Genomic DNA, 23,431 nt, shown 5'->3' with positions numbered 1-23,431 from the left:
TTTATAGAAGTTCTAAAATTTTAGACGAAACGGTATCCGTATCGTCTGGCGTGCGGCAAATGATTAAGATGGTATCATCCCCACAAATGGTTCCCATAATTTCTTCCCAATCTAAATTATCCATTAAAGCACCGATGGCTTGAGCGTTCCCAGGCATTGTTTTTAGAACGATTAAATGACTGGCAGCATCCATTTTAATAAATGCGTCCATTAAGGAACGCTTTAATTTTGATAGCGGGTTAAACCGCTGATCTGCAGGAAGGCTGTATTTATATGTTCCATTATTTGTTGGCACTTTGACTAAATGCAGTTCTTTGATATCTCTTGATACGGTCGCCTGTGTGATGTTATATCCATCCGCTTTCAAAATATCGACTAATTCGTCTTGTGTTTCGATTTCTTGGCTTGCGATAATTTCTCTAATCTTAATATGTCTTTGACCTTTGTTCATTTTGACCCCCCTAGGCGTTAGAATCTCAGTTTGTCTTTACGTTCTATGTTATATGATGCACACTTCAAAAAACAAGCATTACGTGAGAAACGGTCAATTCTGATCTTTTGACCATGTAAAAAGGAATAATAGCGAGCTATTATTCCTTTTGTTTCAATAATTCATGTGTCAGCCGGCTCAGGACTGTTTTTCTTTTCTTTCAATACGGCATGGGCTTCTTTGACGACTTTTTCAAGTTCAGATACTGGAAGTGCCGTATTCTCTTCTTGATCGGGATGCAGGACCAAGTGGAGGAGAAATTCGATATTTCCATCTCCGCCTGTAATGGGTGAAAACGAAACATCCTTTACATCATAGCCTTCTTTTGCAGCAAATTGATTCATTTCTTCTAGCACACCAAGGTGTACAGAAGGTTCTCGCACAATGCCTTTTTTTCCAACAAGCTCTCTGCCCGCTTCAAACTGCGGCTTCACTAGCGCAATACAGTCGCCGCCTGGGATAAGAATATGCTTTAATGCGGGAAGAATGAGTTTGAGCGAGATAAATGATACATCAATAGATGCAACCTCTGGTAATCCTTCGGTGAAATCTGCCGGAACAGAATGGCGGAAGTTGGTGCGTTCCATGACGATCACCCGATCATCCTGTCGTAATTTCCACGCAAGCTGATTGTAGCCAACATCCACAGCATAGGATTTGACTGCTCCATTTTGGAGTGCGCAATCTGTAAATCCCCCTGTTGATGAGCCGATATCAATTAAAAGCTTTCCTTCAACGGTTAAATCAAATTCTTGAAGTGCCTTTTCGAGCTTTAGCCCACCTCGGCTGACATATTTCAGCGGATTCCCCTTCACAGTCAACGGGGTATCACGAGCGATTTTTTCTCCTGGCTTATCCAAACGGTTTTCATTTGAATAAACGATCCCTGCCATAATGGCGCGTTTTGCTTTCTCTCTCGTTTCCATTAGTCCTTGTTCGACTAATAAAACGTCAAGTCGTTCTTTCTTTGATGTCATGATCCAATTCCTTTTCTTGGTGCTGCGGGAAGCAGGTCACGTAACGTTTCAGCAGCCTGTGTTTTCGTCAGTCCAATTTCCTCAAGTAGCGCATCGACACTTCCATGCTCAATAAATTCATCTGGAATGCCCATACGTTCTACTTTTATATGAGACGCTTTTTTGTCGTGAATATATTCTAATACGCTGCTGCCAAATCCACCTTGAAGCACCGCTTCTTCTATTGTTAAAATTGGCAAACCTTCAGACAGTATCTCATTTAACATGCCTTCATCAAGAGGCTTAATGAAACGTGCATTGACAACACGGATTGATTTACCTTCTTTTTGCAGTTCTTCTGCTGCCTGCAGCGCCATTTTAATGGTTGTACCGAATGTTAAAATGACAGCATCTTTCCCGGGACGAAGAACTTCCCAAGAACCAATTGGGATGGTTTTCAGCTGTTCATCCATTTTGACGCCTAGTCCATTTCCACGCGGGAAGCGCATGGCAATTGGACCATCATCATATTGAATGGCTGTGTTGACCATATGCTGTCCTTCATTTTCATCCTTTGGCATCATGAGAACCATATTCGGCATATGACGCATGAAAGCAATGTCAAACACACCTTGATGTGTTTCTCCATCTGCACCGACAAGACCTGCACGGTCAATTCCAATGAACACATTGAGATTTTGACGGCAAATATCATGCAACACTTGGTCATAGGCTCTTTGAAGGAACGTTGAATAAATCGCTAAAAATGGCTTCATGTCCTGTGTAGCAAGTCCGGCTGCCATTGTTGCAGCATGCTGCTCTGCAATTCCAACATCAAACATTCGCTCAGGGAATTCTTTTGCAAATCCTTCAAGCTTTGAGCCAACGGGCATTGCAGGTGTAATTGCGACAATCCGCTCATCTTCCCGTGCCAGCTTTCTGACGGTTTCACTGACGAGACCACTCCATGACGGTGCAGCTGCTGTCGGTTTTACAAAGTCACCTGTGTCGATTTTGTATGGGCCTGTTCCGTGCCATGTGCCGATCTTATCAGATTCGGCCGGCTTATAGCCTTTTCCTTTTTTCGTGATGACATGAAGGAGAACCGGGCCTTTTGTTTTCTTTGCGTACTCAAGATTCTCAAACAAATCTTCATAGGAATGTCCATCTACTGGTCCTAAGTAAGTGAAGCCCATTTCCTCAAAGAACATACCAGAGACAAGCAAATATTTCAGACTGTCCTTGATACGTTCTGCTGTTGCAGCAAGCTTCCCGCCTACTGCTGGGATACGCTTGAATAAGTATTCAAGCTCGTCCTTTACCCATTGGTATTTACCAGCTGTACGTAGTCTGCCAAGCATTGTATGGATCGCACCAACGTTTGGCGCAATACTCATTTCATTGTCGTTTAAGATCACAATCATGTCTTTTTTTTCATCCCCGATATGGTTCAGTGCTTCTAACGCCATACCGCCGGTTAGTGCACCATCGCCGATAATCGGGAGAATGTATTCATCTGTTCCTTTAATGTCACGCGCTGCGGCCATTCCCATTGCACCAGATAATGAGGTTGAACTGTGTCCAGTCTCCCAAACATCATGTTCACTTTCATTTCGTTTAGGGAACCCGCAGAGCCCTTTATACTGACGAAGTGTATCAAACTCGGCGCCTCTTCCAGTTAACAGCTTGTGAACGTAAGACTGATGTCCAACATCCCAAAGAAATTTGTCTTTCGGGCTGTCAAATACTTTGTGAAGTGCAACAGTAAGTTCAACGACACCAAGGTTTGGACCAATGTGCCCACCAGAGTTCGCTAACGACTCAATTAAAAACGTGCGAATGTCCGCACTCAGCTCCTCTAATTCTGCATTTGACATTCCTTTTAGAAACGTTGGATTTTTTATTGATAAAAGATCCAATCAGGATCAACTCGCTTTCAACAAAATTTCTATCTACATATATAATGCCTTATTCCTATGAAAACCAATTCAGGAATAAGAGTTGTCTCATCATGATAAACTGTTTACAGTTTACCACAATTGCTCGAGGACCCTCAAATCTAGGCTGTTTTTAGTGATCTCGTGAGGCAATCAGATCGCATAAATCATGCAGCAAGTTTTGCTCTAACTCAAGATTTGAGACAATTTCTTTCGCACGAGTGATATGTTCATCCAGCTTTTCTTTTGCTCCTGAAAGCGTTAATAAAGAAGGATATGTCGACTTTTCATTTGCTGTATCGGAGCCGATCCGCTTTCCTATTTTCTCTTCGCTGCCTTCAAGATCTAAAATATCATCACGGATTTGAAAAGCAATACCAATATGATAGCTGAATTCTCTCAGCTTTTCGATCTCATCATCAGGTGCACCTGCCAGTATCGCACCAGCAACCACACTAAAGGTGAGTAGCTTTCCTGTTTTGCGCGCATGAATCGATTCTAGTTCAGAAAGAGGAATTTGTTTCTGTTCTGCTTCCATATCATCAAATTGCCCGCCAACCATTCCGAGTGCACCTGCTGATGTAACAAGTTCATCGATGATTCGAAGCTTTTGATCAGCAGGTACATCTTCAGATAATTGCGATGTGATCAGACGGAAGCTTTCAGTGAGCAGCGCATCACCTGCAAGAACGGCTGTTGCCTCGCCGTATACTTTATGGTTGGTCGGCTTTCCTCTGCGCAGATCATCATCGTCCATACAAGGAAGATCATCATGTATCAACGAATACGTATGAATCATTTCCACTGCACAGCCTACTGGTATACCGTCTTCTTCCTTTTTCCCATACGCATTTAAAAGAGCAAGAACAAGCACAGGACGCAGTCTTTTTCCGCCAGCTTTCAGAGAATAAAGCATAGAAGATTTCAGCTCTTCTGGAATAGACAATTCCTGCACATATGTAAATAAATAATCTTCAATTGCTTGTTTTCGTGTTGTTAAAAATTCGTTTAAGTTACTTGTCACCAGCATCTGCCTCCTTCACTGAAAAAGGAGCCAGTTCACCGTCCTCTTTTAAAATGAAATCCATTTGCTTTTCAACATGCTGTAATTTTTCATGGCAAAGTTTTGAGAGTGTCATACCCTCTTGGAAATAGTGGATGGCTTGTTCAAGCGGTACATCGCCTTCTTCGAGCTTTCCCACAATCTCTTCAAGTCCTTTCATGGCCTCTTCAAATGTCATTTGTTCTTCTTTTTGTTTATTTGATTCTGTCATGATGATTGCCCTCCTTCTCAATAACCTCACAAATCAGACGTCCATCCTTCATTGTAATCGTCAGTTGATCCTTCGTTTCTACTTGATTCACACTTTTAATGAGCTCATCTTCTTTATAGGCTAAACTATAGCCTCTTTCCATGACTTGAAGCGGATTTAATGCATTTAGTTTACCAAGAACCGATTGGAACTGCGAATGAATTGTTTTCATTTGCACATTCATGCTCCGAACGAGCTGTTCTGTTTCATTGGCGTGACGTTTTTTCGCCTGAAGCAGCTGCTCTTTTGGATGAAGCGGCTTCAGTCTATATGTTTGGCGGTCAAGTTGACTGCGTTTTTGTTCCATTTGTCTTGTCAGCTGTTTTTGAAAACGATCAAATACCATATCGAATTGCTGCTCTTTTTGCTCTTGTAATCGTTTTGGAAAACGGAAAGCATAGGAGGATTGAAGTGCCACAAGACGGTCTTTTGCTTGTGACGTTCGATTTTTTACCGCTCTTGTTAACCGAATGTCGATTGATTTGATTCGTTCGATTAAGTCGGCAGTGCTTGGAACAGCTAGTTCTGCTGCTCCTGTTGGTGTGGGTGCTCTCATGTCTGCAGTGAAATCACTAATGGTAAAGTCTGTTTCGTGCCCAACCGCAGAAATGATTGGAATGTCTGATGCGAAGATCGCTCTTGCGACTGCTTCTTCATTAAAGGCCCAAAGTTCTTCAATCGATCCTCCGCCTCTCCCGACAATCAAGACATCACAAAGCTGTTTTTCATTGGCTTCTTTAATCCGTTCCACAATCGAACGCGGAGCATTTTCTCCTTGGACTAATGCCGGAAGCACAATGATCTTGGCCTGCTGATAGCGCCGATTGATCGTGGTAATGACATCTCGAACAGCTGCTCCTGTTGGGGATGTAATAACACCAACAACCTCTGGAAATTCAGGAATTGTTTTTTTATAGCGCTCATCAAATAAGCCTTCACTTGCTAGTTTCTTCTTCAGCTCTTCATAGGCAAGATGAAGAGCACCAACACCATCAGGCTGCATTTCTTTTGCATATAATTGATAGCTTCCGCTCGGTTCGTAGACTTGAATTCCGCCTCGTACGAACACTTTCAGCCCGCTCTTTGGTGAAAAAGGCAGCCTGGACGCGGAGCGCTGGAACATGACGGCTTGCATACGTGCATTTTCGTCCTTTAAGGTGAAATAAACATGCCCTCTTGAATGAATCTTCACATTTGATAACTCACCTTTGATCCAAATATCTTCTAAATGAGGGTCAACATCAAATTTTCTTTTTATGTATTTTGTAAGGGCTGTGACCGTCACAAAGGCTTTTTCACTCATGACGTATTCCTCCTCTTCAAAAACGCACATTCATCCACCGGCAGCACGCAGGTGGATGAATGGATCAAGCTTATGATAATGTACGTTTTGCTGATTTAACCGTATTGTGTGCAAGCATCGTAATTGTCATTGGACCCACTCCGCCAGGGACTGGTGTGATGTATGAAGCTTTTTCTTTTGCTGCTTCAAAGTCAACGTCCCCTACAAGTTTCCCTGTTTCTAGACGATTGACTCCTACATCAATGACAATAGCGCCTTCTTTAATTTGGTCAGCTTTAATAAAGTTTGCTCGACCGACGGCAACAACTAAAATGTCCGCTTTTAACGTATGTTCTGAAATGTTCGCCGTTCTTGAATGACAGTAGGTGACGGTTGCATTTTCGTTTAGTAGCAATTGTCCAACTGGTTTGCCGACGATATTGCTTCGTCCTACAACGACCACTTCTTTGCCAGAGAGATCCACACCTGTTTTGTTCAATAATTCAACAATACCTGCTGGTGTGCAAGGGAGGAATGTGTCTTCCCCAAGTAGCATTTTCCCGATATTTAGCGGATGAAAACCATCTACGTCTTTCTCTGGTGAAATTCGTTCAATGACGGCTTTTTCAGAAATATGTTTTGGCAGTGGAAGCTGAACAAGAATTCCGTGGAATTGATCATTTGCATTGTACTGATCAATCATCTTTAGCAATTCCTCTTCTGTTAAAGAAGCATCTAAATGATCAAGCTGGAAATGCATGCCCATGGCTTCGGCTGCTTTTTTCTTCCCGCGTACGTAAGAAAGTGAAGCCGGATCATCACCGATTAGAATAACGGCAAGACCAGGTGTGACTCCTTTTTGTTTTAGCTCTTCTACTTCTTTTGCTAATTGTTCACGCTTTTCTTTTGCTGTTTCTTTCCCATCGATGATTGTTGCTGTCATGTCGAATCCTCCTATTACTGCTTTAGGTCGTTTTTAATGTTTGAAAGTACACCATTTACAAATTTCGGCGCCTTATCGTCACCGAACAATTTAGCAAGTTCAATGGCTTCATTCATTGAAACACTCACCGGGATATCTTCTTGATATACCATTTCGTACACAGACAGCCTTAAAATGGCTCTGTCTACGTTCGCAATACGATCAAGTTTCCAATTCACAAGATGCTGTGAAATCATGTCATCGAGCTTGTCCTTTTGTTCGAGCACACCGAAAACCAGTTCCTCGAAAAAAGGATCTGATTCTTGTTCATCCAGCGCATGTGTAATGGCCTCTTTCGGATCAATATTGCTGACATCAATTTGAAATAATGTTTGTAGCGCCTTTTCTCTTGCAGTTCTTCTTTTCATTATTTACTCCTTTAACCACTTTATCCGCTTGTCGTTAAGCCATACAGAGATCATAACATATTTTGACCGCAGTCGCACCAAGATCCATGCGAGCTGTGACGAAAAACGAATCACTCCATGCGTGACGTAATCATCATGCGGAATTTTCCCAAAAATGGGCTTTAAAAAACCAAAGAGGCAATGCCTCCTTGGTTTCACTTCAACCCTTTTTACATTTCTTGATCAACTTCAGCTTCAGCTGTTTTTGTATCAAATTGAATACCGACGACATGAATGTTGATTTCATTAATCGTTAAAGCCGTCATGTTTAAAAGGGTTTGACGGATATTTTCTTGAACAGCAGTGGATACCTTTGGAATGGATAGGCCAAATTCAACCACACAATACACATCAATTGTGATGCCTTCATCAGAGACATCTACTTTCACACCTTTACGGTGATTTTTCTTCCCAAAGCGTTCTGCCACATCAGCAGCGAAGTTGCCGCGCATTTCCGCAATTCCTTCGACCTCTGATGCAGCGATCCCAGCAATGACTTCAATCACTTCTGGCGCAATTTGCACTTTTCCCAATTGATCTTCATCAAGGTTCATTTCAAGCAAATTGTTTTCTGACACGATCATTCACCTCCGAAAGCTGTTATTATTTCATAATTTGATACGTTTCTAAAAACTTCGTATTAAAATTACCGCTCACAAATGTTTCGTGCTCTAGTAATCTGAGGTGGAATGGAATCGTTGTGTAGACTCCTTCAATGACGAATTCTTGCAGCGCACGTTTCATTCTTGCAATTGCTTCTTCTCTCGTTTTACCATATGTGATCACTTTCGCAATCATACTATCGTAATATGGCGGAATCACATAACCAGGATAAGCGGCAGAATCAACACGTACTCCTAAACCGCCTGGCGGAAGGTACATTTTAATTTCACCAGCAGAAGGCATGAAATTTTTCTCAGGGTTCTCTGCATTAATACGACATTCAATCGCCCAGCCTTCGTATACGACATCCTCTTGCGTAAGGGAAAGCTTTTCACCTGAAGCTACTTTGATCTGTTCTTTGATCAAATCAACACCAGTGACCATTTCCGTTACAGGATGCTCTACTTGGATACGTGTATTCATTTCCATGAAGTAAAACTTCTCTTCATTATAATCGTAAATGAATTCAACCGTTCCGGCACCTGTGTATTCAACAGCTTCGGCTGCTTTTACGGCTGCTTCACCCATTTGCTCACGAATATCTGCATTTAGTGCAGGTGATGGCGTTTCTTCCAGAAGCTTTTGCATTCTTCTTTGGATAGAACAATCACGTTCACCTAAGTGAATGGTATTCCCATGCTGATCAGCAAGGACTTGAATTTCAACGTGTCTAAAGTCTTCAATGAATTTCTCCAAATAGACACCTGGGTTCCCGAAGTTTTGTGCTGCTTCCTGCTGCGTGATGGTGACACCGTTAATAAGCTCTTCTTCTGTGCGAGCCACACGGATACCTTTACCACCGCCGCCTGCAGTTGCTTTAATAATGACAGGATACCCAATACCAGCTGCTGTTGAAACAGCATCATCAAGATCTTTTACAATTCCTTGAGAACCAGGGACAATTGGAACACCAGCTTGCTTCATTGTTTCTCTTGCCACATCTTTCGTTCCCATTTTGGAAATTGCTGACGCAGTTGGTCCAACAAAGATGACATTACATTCCTCGCAAAGCTCTGCAAAGTCTGCATTTTCAGCAAGGAAACCATATCCTGGATGGATGGCATCTGTACCTGTTAGTTTTGCCACGCTGACAATATTTGTCACATTTAAATAACTATCTTTTGAAGCAGTCGGTCCGATGCAATATGCTTCATCAGCCATTTGAACATGCAGCGCATCACGATCCGCTTCAGAAAATACCGCAACTGTTTCAATTCCAAGCTCTTTACAAGCACGGATGATTCTAACTGCGATTTCTCCTCTGTTTGCAATTAATAGCTTTTTAATCATGATCGTACTCCTTACTCTGCTTTCACTAGAAAGAGGGGTTGTCCGAATTCTACAAGCTGACCGTTTTCAGCTAATACTTCGACGATTTCGCCTTTTACTTCTGCTTCGATTTCATTAAACAGTTTCATCGCTTCAACGATACATACAACTGAGTTTTCCTTCACTTTAGAACCTGTTGTCACATATGGATCTGCTTCTGGTGAAGAAGAAGCGTAAAATGTGCCAACCATTGGGGATGTGATTTTATGCAGGTTTTCAGACGCAGTTGCCTCTTGTGCAGGGGCTTCGGTCTGAGCTGGAGCTTGTGCTTTAGGAGCTTGTTGAGCTGGAGCTGCTTGGACAGGAGCCACTGGTGCTTGTGCCGCAACTTGCTGAACGACTTCTTTATTTTTCTTTAACTTGATTTTTGCACCTTCATTTTCGTACGTAAATTCATCAATTGTTGATTCGTCAATTAATTTAATTAGTTCATGAATCTCTTCAATTTTTAACATGGATTTGCACCCCTATGTATGGATTTATCTTTTTTTATAGGCTAGTACTAAAAGTACATACTATAACCATCTTACAGGAGGATTTCGTTGAATTCAACTATTAATGTGATGAGACACCTCGCGCAAGCATCTGAAAAAGGGCGTCAACCCGCATGAAAAAACGCCCTTTTCAGAAAAGGGCGCTTGTGCATTTTTTATTGATTCGATGGCTCAAAAGTGACGGCTACGTTATCAAGCCCTCTCATTTCTTTTGTGACCAAATCAATAATATCTGCTGCTTGGGACTTTGATTTTTTATCAGAACGAACCGTGATGTTCACTTTATCTCCTTCTGCACTGACGAGCGCATCTTTATATCCTTTTGTTTTGATTAATGTCTCCAGCTGACGCTCTGTTCCTTCTGCCTCACTAAGCGCTGTCATTTGATCATAAGCTTCACTTTTCTCTTGCGCTGTTGCATCATCACTAGACACGATTTCATTATACTCTTCACGCTGCTTGCTGCGCTTATCTTCCAGTTCAAGTCTGTAGGTTGTGAAAAGTTCATCATCGGTCTGCTCTGAAACAGCCTTTCCTTCTTCTCCACTTGTTTCAACATCTTCTTGTTTCGCATTGGTTTCTTTGTCAGTTGATTTCTCTTCTGCGTTCTTTTCGGTTCCTTTGTCAGTCCCTTTTTCTGGCTCAGCCTTTTTCTCTTCCATTCCTTTTGATTTTGTATCTTCTACTGTCACAGCATTCTCACCTTGTGGAGACATGATATAGTACACACTTAATACGACAACTAAACTTAGCATCGTTAATAGCCAAACCGTTTGTTTTTTTAACATCATTCCGAATCCTCCTTGATTTTTTTAGGGGCAACAGCCACTCTATGGCTCGGTACATCAAGCACTCGTGTAACCGCTTCAATGATGGTTTTCTTTATTTGAACGTTGTCTACTCCTTGAGCAACAACGAGGACACCTCGAATATCTGGCTTTTTCGTTTGGACAACAACAGGTGTTTCTTCATTTCCATTTTTAATAATGACAATCTCTTCTTCTTTTGTTTGATCCGTGACACTTCGCACGCCGCCTTCTTTGTCTGTTTCCTCGGTCGTAGTGCTTTTATTGGATTTGTTTTTTTCAAACACTTTTAAAGAAGTTGCGTCTACATTTACCACAATGGAAACATCCTCAACACCAATGATCGTTTCTAAAATCTCTTTCAGCTGATTTTCGTATTCTTGTTCAACATCCTCTATTGAGTTGTTTGACTTACCTGAAGAGGATGGTTTGAACACCGCCTGCTCTTCTGAGGATGTTTTTTTAGACGCAGGAACAGCAGCCTCTTGTTTGCTTGATGGCGGTGACAGAATCTGACTGACTAACATGAATGACACGCCGATAATGAAGACAAGCAGTAAGTAATGGTGCTTCGTTAATTTTGGTTTCCCTTCACCTTTTTCAGGTGCTTGGAACATTGATTTCAGTTTTTGTCTCCAGTCTTTGTTATTCATGATCTGCTGCGTCACCTCCCTCAATGTTCAGCGCAATGTGTTCAGGCCGTGTATTCCATACATCTGCAAGCGTCTCTTTCACCCTCGCCATCTCTTTTGCTGACGCCCCGGCGCTTTCCTCCTTTTGCCTGGAGAGATCAATGTCGACCTTTGCCACCGTTTCTACAGCATCACCTGTGAGCGGGACAAGGACTGCTTTGATGCGAAATTGATCTGCCTCCATATTCTGATCAAGGTGCTCCTCATCTGCCAACACTTCTACGTGTTTCATTTCATAGCTCTCCTTCTCCAGTGGCTCCTTTGCGCTTTTTTCTAGTTGGACAGCCATTTGCTTTAAAATATATGCACGCTGTGAAGCTTGTATTTCTTTTTTTTCTAAATTCATCTGATTTTTTATTTCTTCTGATTGCGCTTGGTCCTTCCCTTTCATGATTTCTGAGAAAATTTGGTCAGGATCTGCCCGGAATAACGCAAAGATCGGATTGAGCATCACCACAATTAACAGTAAGCTGACGACCATTTTTGCATACTTCTGCATGCTTGAATTGGGAAGCAAAAGATCAATCACAATCGCAAATAAAATAAATAGAATAATACTTGTGATCCATTCTGTGAGAAAACTCAAATGGTGTCCCCTCCTTACTTCATCATCATGGTGAGGTTGCCAGCTGTGATAATGACGGTAATGCTTAAAAAGAACATGAGCGACACGACAGCAAGTGCAGCAAAGATATAAAGCACACTTTTTGAAATGACATCAAGGCAGCTGATAATCGGTCCGCCTCCTAATGGCTGAAGAATGGCTGCAGCAAGCTTATATATAAGGGCTAGCGAGAGCACTTTAATCGCAGGGAAAGCGGCAATTGAAATAAGAATAGCGACGCCAACAAGTCCGACCGTATTTTTAAGTAATACAGAGGCACTGATGACGGTATCCGTCGCATCTGTAAACATTCTGCCAAGGACGGGGATGAAATTTCCGGTAATAAATTTGGCTGTACGAAGTGCGATACCATCCGTAACCGCAGCAGATGCACCTTGCACAGAAATGACGCCAAGAAAGACAGTTAAAAAAACGGCTAACCCGCCTATCGCCACATTTCTTAACAGCTGGGCCAGCTGGGTCACTTTGTATTGTTCGGTCAATGTACTGACGATGCTCAAGATCGCTGATAAAAAGATGAGCGGAAGAACGACATATTGAATAAAAACACCGCTCGTGTTCATTAAAAACAAAATCACAGGATGAAAGAATCCGGCTGAGACAAGCCCGCCTGATGAGGCAATAAGTGCTAATAAAAGAGGAATAAGAGCAAGAATAAAACTAGTCATCGTTTGAATGGCTTCTGTTGCATAAGAGATCGCAACATGAAAACTGTTTAATGCAATAATGATAAGCACCATATAAACAAGAGCGTATGCAACTTTACTAACAGTGCTTTGCTCAAATGCATTTTGCAAAAGCTGCAAAAGCGAACAAAAGATGGTGAGTAATATAAGTGTGCCTAAGAGCTTTCCATTGGCAATCAGCTCATGAAACAGATAATGAACAAAAGCCTTCAGCCACGTTTGGGGAGATAGCTCTTTATCGCCATCGATCATTTCCTTCACTGTACCTTTTTGGCTTTCAGGCAGAAATCCGCCATACTCGTCCAATATCGTTTCCCAAAAGTCACTGATAGAATGAAGCTCTAAGGCATCAGCCTGTCCACCCGCAACTTCTTCTGCGACCGGTTCTTCACTTGATAAAGGCACACTTTCTTCTGCACCTGCATACGGAACGATCAGCCAAAAGAACATCATAAACCCCAGCACAGCTGTCACCCGTTTCATCATCATCACCTCTTTTCCATCAAGTCATGGACGGGATCATACCTAGGATCGTCTCAATGATGACCGTTAAAATCGGTACCGCCATGACCAAAATAAGAATCTTGCCGCCAAGCTCTATTTTTGAAGCGATGGCGCCTTGTCCCGCATCCTTTGTGAGCTGGGCACCAAATTCTGCAATATAGGCAATGCCAATGATTTTCAAAATGGTTTCAACGTATTTCATATTGACGCCTGCACTAGCTGCAATTTTTTCAATCATGGAGATAATGGCATAGATTTGATCGATTAAATAAAGGAAAATGACACACCCAGTAAACACAACAAGCATAAAGGCGAAGGTTGGCTTTTGTTCTTTGACGATTAATGCTAGAAAAGTAGCGATTAAACCAAGTCCAACAATTTGAATGATTTCGATTTGTAAGCCCTCCCCTATCCTTGAAATAGAAATACGGCTTTAATCTTCTTAAACAAATCATCCACAATGGTAGCAACCATAAATAAAATGTAGATAAATCCAAGCAGTGTCACCCACTGTGCGTACTCTTTTTTCCCCATTTGATCTAAAATCGTATGGAGAAAAGCCACGACGATACCCACTCCCGCAATTTGGAATATGACGTTTACATCAACGCCCATGCTCTCGACTCCCTTCCTCTCACATCAATAACAGAATCAGTAGTAACCCACTTAGAAAACCAAGACTTCTCACCATTTTTTCATTTTTTGCTTGGGCGACTTCAGCTTCTTTCTCCTCTGATTCCAAATGGCCTAAAGCTAGCTTGATATATTTTTGTTGAGCCGTCACATCATGCTGACCAAGGGTTTCTCCAAAGTGCTTCAGCGCCTCATATTCGCCTTTTTTTAATACGGTTTTTTTCCATACATCCTCTAGACTTTCATTCCATGCATGCCTCGCAGAAAAAGTTCCGACGTTGAGTTTTTCTGCAAATTGTTCAAATAGCCGATTCACAGGCGGTCCTACTTGGGACGCAATTTGGTCAGCGGCTCTAGCTAAAGGAGTTTGACCATACATAATTTCAGCTTCAAGAGATTGGAGTGCAAATCGGAGCTGGCGGATTTGCTTTGGCCGATCACTGTACCGCTTCGCAAACTCGAATCCTCCCCATGTCGTAGCCGCAACAATGAAAATAGCACCAATAAGCTTTAACATACGTCCACTCCCCGCCTCCGCTTCAGCTCTTGTCCCTCTTGGTCAAATATCCGTCCGATCGTGCCAGGCCCTTTTTCTCTATTTAATTCCACATATCGCTCAAACACACGAAGCTGCCATAACGGTTCAAATGATGGCCGTTTAGATAAGTCTTCAAGTGAATACCCATGAGCTGAGACGATAATGGTGACTCCAGCATGGATTGCTTCTAACAGTGCCTGTACATCTTCACTTTTTCCGATTTCATCGACAATGATGACTTCCGGGCTCATGGATCTGATCATCATCATTAATCCTTCAGCCTTTGGGCACGCATCAAGTACATCAATCCGGTGCCCAAAAGAATGCTGCGGCACTCCTCTTATACAACCTGCGATTTCAGATCGTTCATCTACAATCCCTGTTTTTCTAGGAGAAATGGCTGTTGTTCCTGTACTGACAAGACGTGCTAGATCACGCAGCAATGTCGTTTTCCCGGTTTGCGGCGGACCTATAATCAGTGTGTTACACCAATGTTTTTCATATAAATAAGGGAGAAACGGCAAAGCAATTCCGATCTTCTCTTTTGCGATGCGAATATTAAATGAAGAAATATCTCTTAAGCCTTTGACGAATCCATTTTCGACGATGACCTTTCCAGCAAGCCCAACCCGATGTCCGCCAGATATGGTGATATAGCCCTGTTTTAACTCTTCCTCAAGTGTGTACATGCTGTAATTACTGAGCCTGCCTAATAGCTGAGCCGCATCTTCACCTGTTGTATGATAGGAAAGAAAGCGTGGTTTTCCACCTTGCATCAGCTCAATCGGGCGATCGGTGCGAATGCGGATTTCTTCTATTTGCGCCCACTCTGCTTCTTTTAACATGCTGAGTTCTTGTCCAATTGAGTGCGGGAGAATATCCAACAAACTCCGCAACGAATTCCCCTCCTTTTTTTCTTCTCTAAAATGTATGATGTATGCCGTTAATTATGCCAAGCCATTTCACTTATAAATTCCAACAAGAATAAATACGACACCAATGAAAATAAACACAAGCTTCGCATAGGATAACTGCCCTGCAATTTGATAGATTCCAATCGTCATCGTGATAATAAAAATGAGCGGCCCGATGATCGCTAATATACTATTGATGACAACCGCTTTACGCACATCATTTGTCACTAAAATGAGGATGGCGGCCGTCAGTTCAATCGCGGCAGATAAAAACCTCATCCCTGCCATGGCAGCGACTGATGGGTGTATGCCCGGGAGAAATTGTTTCATATAGAACCTCCAGCTTTTTTTACACTATATGCTTCACTAGCTAGAAGTAGTCTTGTTTTTCAAAAGGAAGAGAGATGGATGAGAGAATAGAGTAAGGGGTGTCATAACGAGGCGTCCTATTTTTCCAAATAAAAAAGACTGTAAACACAAGGTTTACAGTCTCAGATAGTTGACAAAGGGCTAAAATGAACTTCATTAGCCCTTTGTCTTCTTTTCAGCGTGATAGAAAACCTTTGCAGTCTAGGAAGAACGAGCACTGGAGCGAATTTGACATTCGTGAGCCCCAGCGCGCAGGACTGCGGGCGAATGCGAGGGTTTGCCTACACGCTGAGACTGTAAACACGAGGTTTACAGTCTCTCTGTTCATTACGCTCTTGAAACGTATGAACCGTCAGATGTATTGATCACTAGTTTATCACCTTGGTTCACAAAGAAAGGAACGTTCACGATTAAACCAGTTTCTGTTTTTGCAGGTTTTGATCCACCTGATGTCGTATCACCTTTAATACCAGGCTCTGTTTCTACCACTTCTAGTTCTACAGTGTTTGGAAGTTCTACTCCAAGTGTTTCATCACCGTACATGACGATTTGAACCGACATATTCTCAAGCAAATATTTCAGCTCATCTTTGATTTGCGCTTCGCTTAGTTCAAGTTGTTCGTATGAACTTGTATCCATGAATACATGCTGATCGCCATTTGCATATAAATATTGCATTGTTTTTGTTTCAATTTGAGCTTTCGCTACTTTTTCACCTGCACGGAATGTTTTCTCTTGAATCGCACCTGTACGCAGGTTACGCAGTTTCGAACGGACAAACGCTGCGCCTTTTCCTGGTTTTACGTGTTGGAAATCCACTACACGCCAAATACCGCCGTCCACTTCAATTGTCAGGCCTGTACGAAAATCGTTTACTGAAATCATTTTGTCATCCTCCTACATTTCACCATCATAATATGATAAGTTCTTTCGGTGAGTGGGTCAATCGTTTATTGCCGTCAGCTGTCAGGACAATATCATCCTCAATTCTCACGCCGCCGACATCCGGCAAGTAAATGCCTGGTTCAACTGTCACAACCATTCCCTCTTCTAACACGACATCTGAGCGTGAGGAAAGGCCAGGTGCTTCATGTACTTCCATACCAAGCCCATGTCCAGTCGAATGCCCGAAGTATTGACCGTAGCCATACTTTTCAATGATGTCTCGTGTGATGCGATCAGCTTCTTTTCCTGTTAAGCCTGGCTTGATTTTATCCACACCAGCGTTTTCTGCTTCTAATACGATATGATAAATTTCTTTTAATTTGTCGCTTGGTGTTCCTACAGCAATGGTTCTTGTCATGTCTGAACAATAGCCTTTATAATAAGCACCGAAATCCAGTGTCACCAAGTCACCAGATTCAATCACCTTTTCGCTCGCTCTCCCGTGTGGCAGGCTTGAACGAACGCCAGAGGCAACAATCATATCGAATGAAGATCCTTCTGCCCCTTCTTTTCTCATGAAAAATTCAAGCTCGTTCATGACCGCAATTTCTGTCAGGCCCGGCTTGATGTACGTGAGAATATGATCAAAGGCATGATCTGCAATCTTCGCAGCTTCCTCTAATATCTTAATCTCTTCATTAGACTTAATCAAGCGCAACTTTTCAACTGATTCTGAGACTGGAACAAGCTCGATACCGCTTGCTTTCCCCGAGTACTGCTGGTAGGTGGCAAATGTCATATGGTTTTGTTCAAAACCAAGACGTTTCACCCCAAATTCGTTTGCCGTTTGGACAGCAGTTTCCACAATGTTTCCTTTATGTTCAATGATGTCATAGCCCTTTACTTGATCCTTGGCTTGCTCCGTGTAACGAAAATCCGTAATAAAGGCGGCACGATCCTTTGAAACGATGGCAAGACCGGCTGATCCAGTAAAACTCGTCATATAATGTAAATTAAAGCTGCTCGTAATCACTAAACCATCTATGTCTAATTCAGCTAAAAGTTTTCTTAGTTTTTCAAGTTTCATGATACTGCTCCCCCTTCACTGACTAAATAACGAATCGCCAATTTATATCCTTCTAAACCGAGTCCAACGATTTGACCTTGGCATACTGGAGCAAGAACCGAATGATGGCGGAATTCCTCTCTCTTATGAACATTTGTGATATGTACTTCGATGACAGGTAACGTAATACTTGCAATGGCATCTCTCAGTGCATAGCTATAGTGGGTAAAAGCACCCGGGTTAAACACGACGCCATCGTACTGATCTTCTGCTTCATGGAGCGCATCGACCAAATCTCCCTCGTGATTCGATTGAAAGAACGTCAATTGAATATTTGCTCTTTCTGCAAACTGAAACAAATCCGTTTCTAAATCTGTTAATGTTTTACTTCCATAAACTCCTGGCTCTCTCTTGCCGAGCCTATTTAAGTTGGGCCCATTCAGCACTAGAAAATGAGGCATATGACCACTCCTTCACCCTAATTCACTCTATATCGATGTCTGTTTCTTTTTCCTTAGAAACCTTTCGTTTCCAAAAATAATTTTATCATATGAATGGTGGATTTACACTTTATTCTGTCTTTTTCCCGAGTGCCCTTGCAAGCTTCTGACTCGTTAATTCATTATATTCAAATGAAATACTGTATCCGACAAACATGCCATATAAAATATATAGGCAAAATGTCGTCACAATGGTGCTTTGCTGCAAATCTTGCACTCGCTTCACATCGGGGAATATAGGATTAAATACATAAAAAACAAGCAGCCACAAAATCCCTCCATAAATCAGTCCCATCCAAAAACCTTTGATCCGTTTGAGCAGTCCATAATAAATAAAGGCTGCCCCAATAGATAAAATCCCTAAAAGTACAATACTCATAAATGTACCAAGTCCGCCTTTTTTCCATTCACCAAGCACAAATGGCTGCAACAGCATATTTGGACTCACCTCTGAAAAATGAAACACATGGGTCAGAAATCCGATAAAGCCCCAAAAAACTCCGCCGACAAAACCTGTGGCTGCTGCCCTTGCCACCATTGAAGACGTTTGTACTGATTGATTTTTTTCTTCTTGGTTTTTCTTTTCATCACGTTTCATATGAACACCTCCAGCAAGTAGTATGTCCAAAATGTCATGAAAAAAAAGGATTTCCGTGCGAGAGTGTAAAATTTTTATAACAGGGTATACTGGCTAAAAAGAGGTAGATAGAATTCTAGTAGATAATCGACCTGTGAGCTAGTGATTTCCCCTCTTTTCCTGTACAATAAAGGTATAAGGAAATGCATGTAAATTACAGGAAACAGGCAGGTTGATGAAATATGTCCAATCAAACAAAACCTCCAGCATATGGAGGGCAGGCAGTTGTGGAAGGTGTCATGTTCGGAGGTAAAATGAACTATGTGACAGCGATTCGGCGTAAGGATGAGTCGATTGAGTTTTTAAAGCTTCCCCGGACCTCCAATAAACGAACCGCCTTTCTTAAGAAAATCCCTTTTGTCAGGGGTGTTGCTGCACTTGTTGAAGCAAGCGCAAACGGCAGTAAGCACTTAAACTTCTCCAGCGAGCGCTATGACTTAGATCCTTCTGAAGATCATTCTCTTGAAAAAGAACAAAAAAGCTCGAAATTATCAATGATCTTTGGCATTGCTGTGATCGGAGTTCTCTCTCTTCTTTTTAGTAAATTTGTCTTTACTTTAGTGCCTGTCTTTTTAGCTGAACTTGTGCGTCCGGTGTTTTCTGGAAACTTCGCACAAATTGCAGTGGAAACATTCTTTAAATTGATCCTGTTATTAGGCTATATTTACTTTATTTCCATGACCCCTTTAATTAAAAGGGTATTTCAATATCATGGGGCAGAACATAAAGTCATAAACTGCTATGAACAGAATCTTGACATCACAGTGGAAAATGTCCAAAGCCAATCTCGCCTGCATTATCGATGCGGCAGCAGCTTTATTTTATTCACTGTCATTGTCGGCATGTTCGTCTATTTACTCGTACCGACAGATCCTTTATGGGTGAGAGTTCTGAATCGCTTGGCGCTTATTCCGGTTGTTCTGGGCATTTCATTTGAAGTGCTTCAGCTCACAAACAAACTCCGTGACGTGCCAGTGCTTAAAGTGCTTGGCTATCCTGGCCTTTGGCTGCAATTGCTCACAACAAAAGAACCCTCTGATGATCAAGTCGAGGTAGCCATTGCAAGTTTTAATGAACTTCTTCGTTTAGAGGAAGCATCTGCGAAACAAGCATCAGATTCTGCTCATCAAGTGATCTAGTTTATAAATCCGGTAAATTCTTTCGGAGGTGGACAGTTATGAATCGCCGAGTACATCCTGCTTTTACCATTATTTTCGCTTTAGGTGTTTTGGGATTTGTGTATTTACTCACAACGAATCCAAGCAGACTTTTTACAATGCTGCTATCAGTTGTGATCGTTGGAGCGGTTCTATTTTTCTTATTTAGATGGCTGATGAATCGAAGAACTGGAACAGAAGGAAATCTTTATCGTAAAGCAGTCAAACAATCAAAACGTCGCTACCAGCAGCCTAAACCAAAAACGAAAAGCCAGATGAAAAACCGGGTCACTCATTTGCGAAGCGTGCCGACTGACCACAAGTCTAAGCCCGTCCTTCTCAAAAAGAAAAGCCAAACACATTTGACAGTCATTGAAGGCAAGAAAAACAAAAAGAAAAATCGCGCCTTATTTTAAAATGTCCAGCTCTTTAAAAATTGCTCGGCCTTCTGTCTGCCTAGATCGACGAGCGCCTTTTTCTTTTCTGTCATCAGCTGAAAATCAGTGGCAATGACGTGTTCTACAGGAATAAAAATAATATGACGTTCGTGTTTTGTGGCAATATGTCTTTCGTCATGAGCACCACGCATCGTTTCAAATAGAGCGCCAAACAGTTCAAACGCATTGCGGATGGAATGTTGAGGGCGTTCTTTTTCGTTTGGGGTTAATGTGACACCGACAAACGGTCTTTTTTTCTCTTCAGCAAAAAGCCAAATCGGAAAGTTGCTGAGCACGCCGCCATCCACTATGGTACAAATTCCTTTTGAAGACCTCAGTTTGACAGGTTCGAAAAAATACGGCAGACTGCAGCTCATCCGAATGGCTCTGGCAACAGAAAACCGTTCTGGATTTAACCCATAGGAAGGAAGGTCATCTGGAAGCACAAGGATTTTGCCATTTGTTAAATCAGAAGCGACGATTTTGAGCGTATCTTTTTTCAGATCCCCGAATACGGTGACACCTTTTCGTTTTAACACGTCTGTCAGCCATTTTTCTAGACGGTCACCTTTGTAAAGGCCAAGACGCCAATAAATAGACACCCATCTGAGCATTTTAAACGGGATGAATTGACACCTTCGGTCAAGCAATTGATGCTCATCCATTTCGTCTAACAGCTCCCGAATCTCCTGACTCGTAAAACCCGCTGCGATGAGTGAAGCAATGATCGCTCCCGCACTTGTTCCAGCGAGACGGACAAATTGAAACCCTCTTGCTTCAAGCGCTTCATAGGCGCCTGCAAGTGCTGCACCCTTAATGCCTCCACCTGAGAACACACCATCTATCTTCATCAAGGAGCCCCCTTTTCTTGTCACACTATTAATAGTGTAGGAGCATTTGCCTTTCATTAGAACTATATTCAAAAAGGACACCCTTCGACAGGTGTCCTTTCAGCGTGTAGACAAACCCTCGCATTCGGTGTCAGTCCTGCGCTCCGGTGCTCACGAATGTCAAATTCGCTCCGCTCCGATGCTCGTCCTTCCTAGACTGCAAAAGTTTTCTTTCACGCTGAAAAGAAGACAAAGAGCTAAAATAAAGTATATTTTACCCCTTTGTCAACAATTTAAAAGGACACCCTTCGACAGGTGTCCTTTTTCTTAAGATTCTTGATTTGTTTGTTCGTTTTTCTTTTGAATCGCTTTCAGCTGAACGGATCGCTCATCGTTTTCTTCAAAGAATTGGACAAGATCGCCGATGCGGTCAATGCTGTTCCAGCTGAGATGATGCTCAATACCTTCTACATCATCATAAATTTTCTCTTCATCTACACCAATGATTCTTAAAAATTGCTCTAGCAGTTCATGTCTGTATACGAGACGTTTTCCAATTTTTTTGCCTTTCGGGGTTAAAATTAGACCACGATATTTCTCATAAATGAGGTATTCATCTTTATCTAGCTTCTGAACCATTTTTGTTACAGAGGAGGGATGGACAGCGAGGGCTTCTGCAATATCAGATACTCTTGCATATCCTTTTTCTTCTATCAGCATATAAATTTGTTCAATATAATCTTCCATACTAGGTGTAGTCATAAAACCCCTCCAAAATGCACCTTTACTTAATAATCATAACAATTCTACACCATCGCCCATTAAAAAACAAGAAGAGTCCTTCGTCTTAACGCTTGTAATTCCAATCATCTGTGGCGTATTTCGTTTTGGCGAGGTGATGAACAAATGCCAACTCTTCATCTGTCAGCTCATAAGGCACAAGCTCGATATTTAATCCTTTTTCAAACCCTCGTTTAAATGCAACACGCGCATCGTCTATCGTACATGTTCGATCTGAAATTTCATTGATCGCCACCGCTTTGTTTTTAAAGCTGCGCTGCATCCGCTCTCTCACCCGGTCGTTTGGATACAGAAATAAATCAAACAATTTATCCTCATCAAGATCAATTAAAATCGAGCCATGCTGGAGGATCACACCTTTTTGCCTTGTTTGCGCACTGCCTGCTACTTTTCTGCCTTCTACAACAAGCTCGTACCATGAAGGCGCATCAAAACATACAGACGATCTTGGATTTTTTAAGCTTTCTTTTTCTTTTTCTGTACGAGGAATGGCAAAATACGCATCGAGTCCCAGTTCTTTAAAGCCCTCTAAAATCCCTTCTGAAATGACGCGGTATGCCTCTGTCACCGTCGCCGGCATCTCTGGGTGCTCTTCTGACACGATGACACTGTAGGTCAATTCCTGATCATGAAGAACGCCGCGGCCTCCTGTAGGCCTGCGAACAAATCCAAGACCATAGTGCTCAACCGCTTCCATGTTGATTTCTTTTTCAACATGTTGAAAATATCCAACAGATAATGTCGCTGGATTCCAACCATAAAAACGGATCACAGGCGGGATCAGCTTCTCGCTATGCCAATAAAGCAAGGCTTCGTCCATTGCCATGTTAAAGGCAGGGTCTTGGTTTCCTGTATCAATGAAACACCATTTCTCTTTTTGCATATTAAATCCCTTCTCTTTTACGTAGTCAATGTTAGATGACGGTGGTGACCACCGATTTTCTCTCTTCATCAGTCTATCAAATAGAGAAGGAATTGAAAATAATTCTTACCATTTATGATGACAAGTTTCTTTTGCTTTACTATAATAGTATTTGTCTAAAACGTACCATCAGACAGGTGACTGTGCTGATGCTCAAGAAGGAGTCGAGTCGTATTGCCAATATTCAACTATATCGTCCTCTCACTTTGTGGACTTTTCGTTCTTTATTCCATCGGCAGTTACATTTATCAGCAGCGCATTATGAAAACGCTGACGGAAGCAGAATTTATCAAAGGTTACCGCAAAGCCCAACTCATTGATGTGAGAGAACCAAATGAGTTTGAAGGTGGACATATTTTAGGCGCAAGAAACATTCCCCTTTCACAATTAAAGCAGCGCAAAAATGAAATACGCCCTGACAAGCCTGTTTATCTCTATTGCCAAAATAATTTGAGAAGCGGAAAGGCTGCTCAAACGTTACGTAAAAATGGCTGTCGTGAGATTTATAATTTAAAGGGCGGCTTTAAAAAATGGGGCGGCCGCATTAAAACAAAGAACTAACAAAAAAGACTCTGG

General features: G+C 42.0%; 30 protein-coding genes. 3 read left to right on the top strand and 27 right to left on the bottom strand.

The window, feature by feature from the left end:
- Nucleotide 1: 1 nt before the first annotated feature.
- The 24 genes from ahrC to ES896_RS08555 form a co-directional block, all read right to left on the bottom strand.
- Nucleotides 2-451, bottom strand: a complete 450-nt coding sequence (gene ahrC, locus ES896_RS08670) for a transcriptional regulator AhrC/ArgR (RefSeq protein WP_007501163.1) — start codon at nucleotides 449-451, stop codon at nucleotides 2-4.
- A gap of 161 nt (nucleotides 452-612) precedes the next feature.
- Nucleotides 613-1,467, bottom strand: a complete 855-nt coding sequence (locus ES896_RS08665; protein ID WP_007501164.1) for a TlyA family RNA methyltransferase — start codon at nucleotides 1,465-1,467, stop codon at nucleotides 613-615.
- On the bottom strand, nucleotides 1,464-3,365 hold the full coding sequence (gene dxs, locus ES896_RS08660; RefSeq protein ID WP_135226712.1) for a 1-deoxy-D-xylulose-5-phosphate synthase: 1,902 nt from the start codon (nucleotides 3,363-3,365) through the stop codon (nucleotides 1,464-1,466). The genes ES896_RS08665 and dxs overlap by 4 nt, the downstream gene beginning before the upstream one ends.
- Before the next feature lie 151 nt (nucleotides 3,366-3,516).
- Nucleotides 3,517-4,413: a polyprenyl synthetase family protein gene (locus ES896_RS08655; protein WP_481747309.1), complete on the bottom strand. Its 897-nt coding sequence runs from the start codon at nucleotides 4,411-4,413 to the stop codon at nucleotides 3,517-3,519.
- A complete protein-coding gene (locus tag ES896_RS08650) occupies nucleotides 4,397-4,657 on the bottom strand; it encodes an exodeoxyribonuclease VII small subunit (RefSeq protein WP_003215880.1) in 261 nt (86 codons plus the stop codon). The genes ES896_RS08655 and ES896_RS08650 overlap by 17 nt, the downstream gene beginning before the upstream one ends.
- Nucleotides 4,641-5,999, bottom strand: coding sequence for an exodeoxyribonuclease VII large subunit (gene xseA, locus ES896_RS08645; protein WP_135226710.1), 1,359 nt, complete (start codon nucleotides 5,997-5,999; stop codon nucleotides 4,641-4,643). The genes ES896_RS08650 and xseA overlap by 17 nt, the downstream gene beginning before the upstream one ends.
- Before the next feature lie 70 nt (nucleotides 6,000-6,069).
- Nucleotides 6,070-6,921: a bifunctional methylenetetrahydrofolate dehydrogenase/methenyltetrahydrofolate cyclohydrolase FolD gene (folD, locus tag ES896_RS08640; RefSeq protein WP_007501171.1), complete on the bottom strand. Its 852-nt coding sequence runs from the start codon at nucleotides 6,919-6,921 to the stop codon at nucleotides 6,070-6,072.
- A gap of 14 nt (nucleotides 6,922-6,935) precedes the next feature.
- Nucleotides 6,936-7,328, bottom strand: coding sequence for a transcription antitermination factor NusB (gene nusB / locus ES896_RS08635; protein ID WP_008342218.1), 393 nt, complete (start codon nucleotides 7,326-7,328; stop codon nucleotides 6,936-6,938).
- A 209-nt stretch (nucleotides 7,329-7,537) separates the two neighbouring features.
- The gene (locus ES896_RS08630) at nucleotides 7,538-7,945 is read right to left on the bottom strand and encodes an Asp23/Gls24 family envelope stress response protein (RefSeq protein ID WP_017357965.1); all 408 of its coding nucleotides are present in this window, start codon (nucleotides 7,943-7,945) and stop codon (nucleotides 7,538-7,540) included.
- 25 nt (nucleotides 7,946-7,970) lie between these two features.
- Nucleotides 7,971-9,320 carry an acetyl-CoA carboxylase biotin carboxylase subunit gene (accC, locus tag ES896_RS08625; RefSeq protein ID WP_007501177.1) on the bottom strand — a complete coding sequence of 450 codons (1,350 nt, stop codon included), beginning with the start codon at nucleotides 9,318-9,320 and terminating at the stop codon, nucleotides 7,971-7,973.
- A gap of 11 nt (nucleotides 9,321-9,331) precedes the next feature.
- A complete protein-coding gene (accB, locus tag ES896_RS08620; RefSeq protein WP_019743732.1) occupies nucleotides 9,332-9,814 on the bottom strand; it encodes an acetyl-CoA carboxylase biotin carboxyl carrier protein in 483 nt (160 codons plus the stop codon).
- Between the two features lie 194 nt (nucleotides 9,815-10,008).
- On the bottom strand, nucleotides 10,009-10,641 hold the full coding sequence (locus ES896_RS08615) for a SpoIIIAH-like family protein (protein ID WP_024718861.1): 633 nt from the start codon (nucleotides 10,639-10,641) through the stop codon (nucleotides 10,009-10,011).
- Nucleotides 10,641-11,276 (bottom strand): stage III sporulation protein AG, encoded by a 636-nt coding sequence (gene spoIIIAG / locus ES896_RS08610; protein ID WP_370539206.1) that lies wholly within the window; start codon nucleotides 11,274-11,276, stop codon nucleotides 10,641-10,643. The genes ES896_RS08615 and spoIIIAG overlap by 1 nt, the downstream gene beginning before the upstream one ends.
- Before the next feature lie 28 nt (nucleotides 11,277-11,304).
- Nucleotides 11,305-11,937: a stage III sporulation protein AF gene (gene spoIIIAF / locus ES896_RS08605; protein ID WP_007501185.1), complete on the bottom strand. Its 633-nt coding sequence runs from the start codon at nucleotides 11,935-11,937 to the stop codon at nucleotides 11,305-11,307.
- Nucleotides 11,938-11,951: 14 nt separating this feature from the next.
- The gene (spoIIIAE, locus tag ES896_RS08600) at nucleotides 11,952-13,145 is read right to left on the bottom strand and encodes a stage III sporulation protein AE (RefSeq protein WP_135226709.1); all 1,194 of its coding nucleotides are present in this window, start codon (nucleotides 13,143-13,145) and stop codon (nucleotides 11,952-11,954) included.
- Nucleotides 13,146-13,164: 19 nt separating this feature from the next.
- Nucleotides 13,165-13,578, bottom strand: a complete 414-nt coding sequence (spoIIIAD, locus tag ES896_RS08595; protein ID WP_087978339.1) for a stage III sporulation protein AD — start codon at nucleotides 13,576-13,578, stop codon at nucleotides 13,165-13,167.
- Nucleotides 13,575-13,781, bottom strand: coding sequence for a stage III sporulation protein AC (gene spoIIIAC, locus ES896_RS08590; RefSeq protein WP_003153142.1), 207 nt, complete (start codon nucleotides 13,779-13,781; stop codon nucleotides 13,575-13,577). Before spoIIIAC ends, spoIIIAD begins: the two co-directional genes overlap by 4 nt.
- Nucleotides 13,782-13,800: 19 nt before the next feature.
- Nucleotides 13,801-14,316 (bottom strand): stage III sporulation protein SpoIIIAB, encoded by a 516-nt coding sequence (gene spoIIIAB, locus ES896_RS08585; RefSeq protein WP_007501189.1) that lies wholly within the window; start codon nucleotides 14,314-14,316, stop codon nucleotides 13,801-13,803.
- Nucleotides 14,310-15,233: a stage III sporulation protein AA gene (spoIIIAA, locus tag ES896_RS08580; protein ID WP_041506965.1), complete on the bottom strand. Its 924-nt coding sequence runs from the start codon at nucleotides 15,231-15,233 to the stop codon at nucleotides 14,310-14,312. Before spoIIIAA ends, spoIIIAB begins: the two co-directional genes overlap by 7 nt.
- A gap of 66 nt (nucleotides 15,234-15,299) precedes the next feature.
- Nucleotides 15,300-15,581, bottom strand: coding sequence for a YqhV family protein (locus tag ES896_RS08575; RefSeq protein WP_017367580.1), 282 nt, complete (start codon nucleotides 15,579-15,581; stop codon nucleotides 15,300-15,302).
- A 366-nt stretch (nucleotides 15,582-15,947) separates the two neighbouring features.
- Nucleotides 15,948-16,505 (bottom strand): elongation factor P, encoded by a 558-nt coding sequence (gene efp, locus ES896_RS08570; protein WP_007501192.1) that lies wholly within the window; start codon nucleotides 16,503-16,505, stop codon nucleotides 15,948-15,950.
- A 25-nt stretch (nucleotides 16,506-16,530) separates the two neighbouring features.
- Entirely contained in the window at nucleotides 16,531-17,592 is a 1,062-nt protein-coding gene (locus tag ES896_RS08565; protein ID WP_007501193.1) for a M24 family metallopeptidase, read from the bottom strand.
- The gene (gene aroQ, locus ES896_RS08560; protein ID WP_007501195.1) at nucleotides 17,589-18,032 is read right to left on the bottom strand and encodes a type II 3-dehydroquinate dehydratase; all 444 of its coding nucleotides are present in this window, start codon (nucleotides 18,030-18,032) and stop codon (nucleotides 17,589-17,591) included. Before aroQ ends, ES896_RS08565 begins: the two co-directional genes overlap by 4 nt.
- A 109-nt stretch (nucleotides 18,033-18,141) precedes the next feature.
- On the bottom strand, nucleotides 18,142-18,669 hold the full coding sequence (locus ES896_RS08555; RefSeq protein WP_135226708.1) for a YqhR family membrane protein: 528 nt from the start codon (nucleotides 18,667-18,669) through the stop codon (nucleotides 18,142-18,144).
- Nucleotides 18,670-18,890: 221 nt separating this feature from the next.
- Between ES896_RS08555 and ES896_RS08550 the strand changes: the two genes are divergently transcribed.
- The gene (locus ES896_RS08550) at nucleotides 18,891-19,847 is read left to right on the top strand and encodes a DUF1385 domain-containing protein (protein WP_017357970.1); all 957 of its coding nucleotides are present in this window, start codon (nucleotides 18,891-18,893) and stop codon (nucleotides 19,845-19,847) included.
- Nucleotides 19,848-19,885: 38 nt separating this feature from the next.
- On the top strand, nucleotides 19,886-20,281 hold the full coding sequence (locus ES896_RS08545; protein ID WP_007501201.1) for an SA1362 family protein: 396 nt from the start codon (nucleotides 19,886-19,888) through the stop codon (nucleotides 20,279-20,281).
- Here the strand turns inward: ES896_RS08545 and ES896_RS08540 are convergent.
- The 3 genes from ES896_RS08540 to ES896_RS08530 all read right to left on the bottom strand — a co-directional run bounded on the left by ES896_RS08540 (nucleotide 20,278) and on the right by ES896_RS08530 (nucleotide 22,816).
- A complete protein-coding gene (locus ES896_RS08540) occupies nucleotides 20,278-21,153 on the bottom strand; it encodes a patatin-like phospholipase family protein (RefSeq protein WP_008342205.1) in 876 nt (291 codons plus the stop codon). The genes ES896_RS08545 and ES896_RS08540 overlap by 4 nt on opposite strands.
- A gap of 306 nt (nucleotides 21,154-21,459) precedes the next feature.
- Nucleotides 21,460-21,894 carry a transcriptional regulator MntR gene (gene mntR / locus ES896_RS08535; protein WP_003215946.1) on the bottom strand — a complete coding sequence of 145 codons (435 nt, stop codon included), beginning with the start codon at nucleotides 21,892-21,894 and terminating at the stop codon, nucleotides 21,460-21,462.
- An 85-nt stretch (nucleotides 21,895-21,979) separates the two neighbouring features.
- Complete coding sequence (locus ES896_RS08530; RefSeq protein ID WP_039964017.1) at nucleotides 21,980-22,816, bottom strand: lipoate--protein ligase family protein; 837 nt, start codon at nucleotides 22,814-22,816, stop codon at nucleotides 21,980-21,982.
- Nucleotides 22,817-23,035: 219 nt separating this feature from the next.
- Between ES896_RS08530 and ES896_RS08525 the strand changes: the two genes are divergently transcribed.
- Nucleotides 23,036-23,416: a rhodanese-like domain-containing protein gene (locus ES896_RS08525; RefSeq protein WP_024718853.1), complete on the top strand. Its 381-nt coding sequence runs from the start codon at nucleotides 23,036-23,038 to the stop codon at nucleotides 23,414-23,416.
- The last annotated feature ends 15 nt before the right edge of the window (nucleotides 23,417-23,431 follow it).

Source organism: Bacillus sp. 005/A4HT-01/001 (assembly GCF_004634445.1).
In the GTDB taxonomy this organism is placed as follows: domain Bacteria; phylum Bacillota; class Bacilli; order Bacillales; family Bacillaceae; genus Bacillus; species Bacillus altitudinis.
This window is presented reverse-complemented; position numbering and strand designations above follow the sequence as displayed.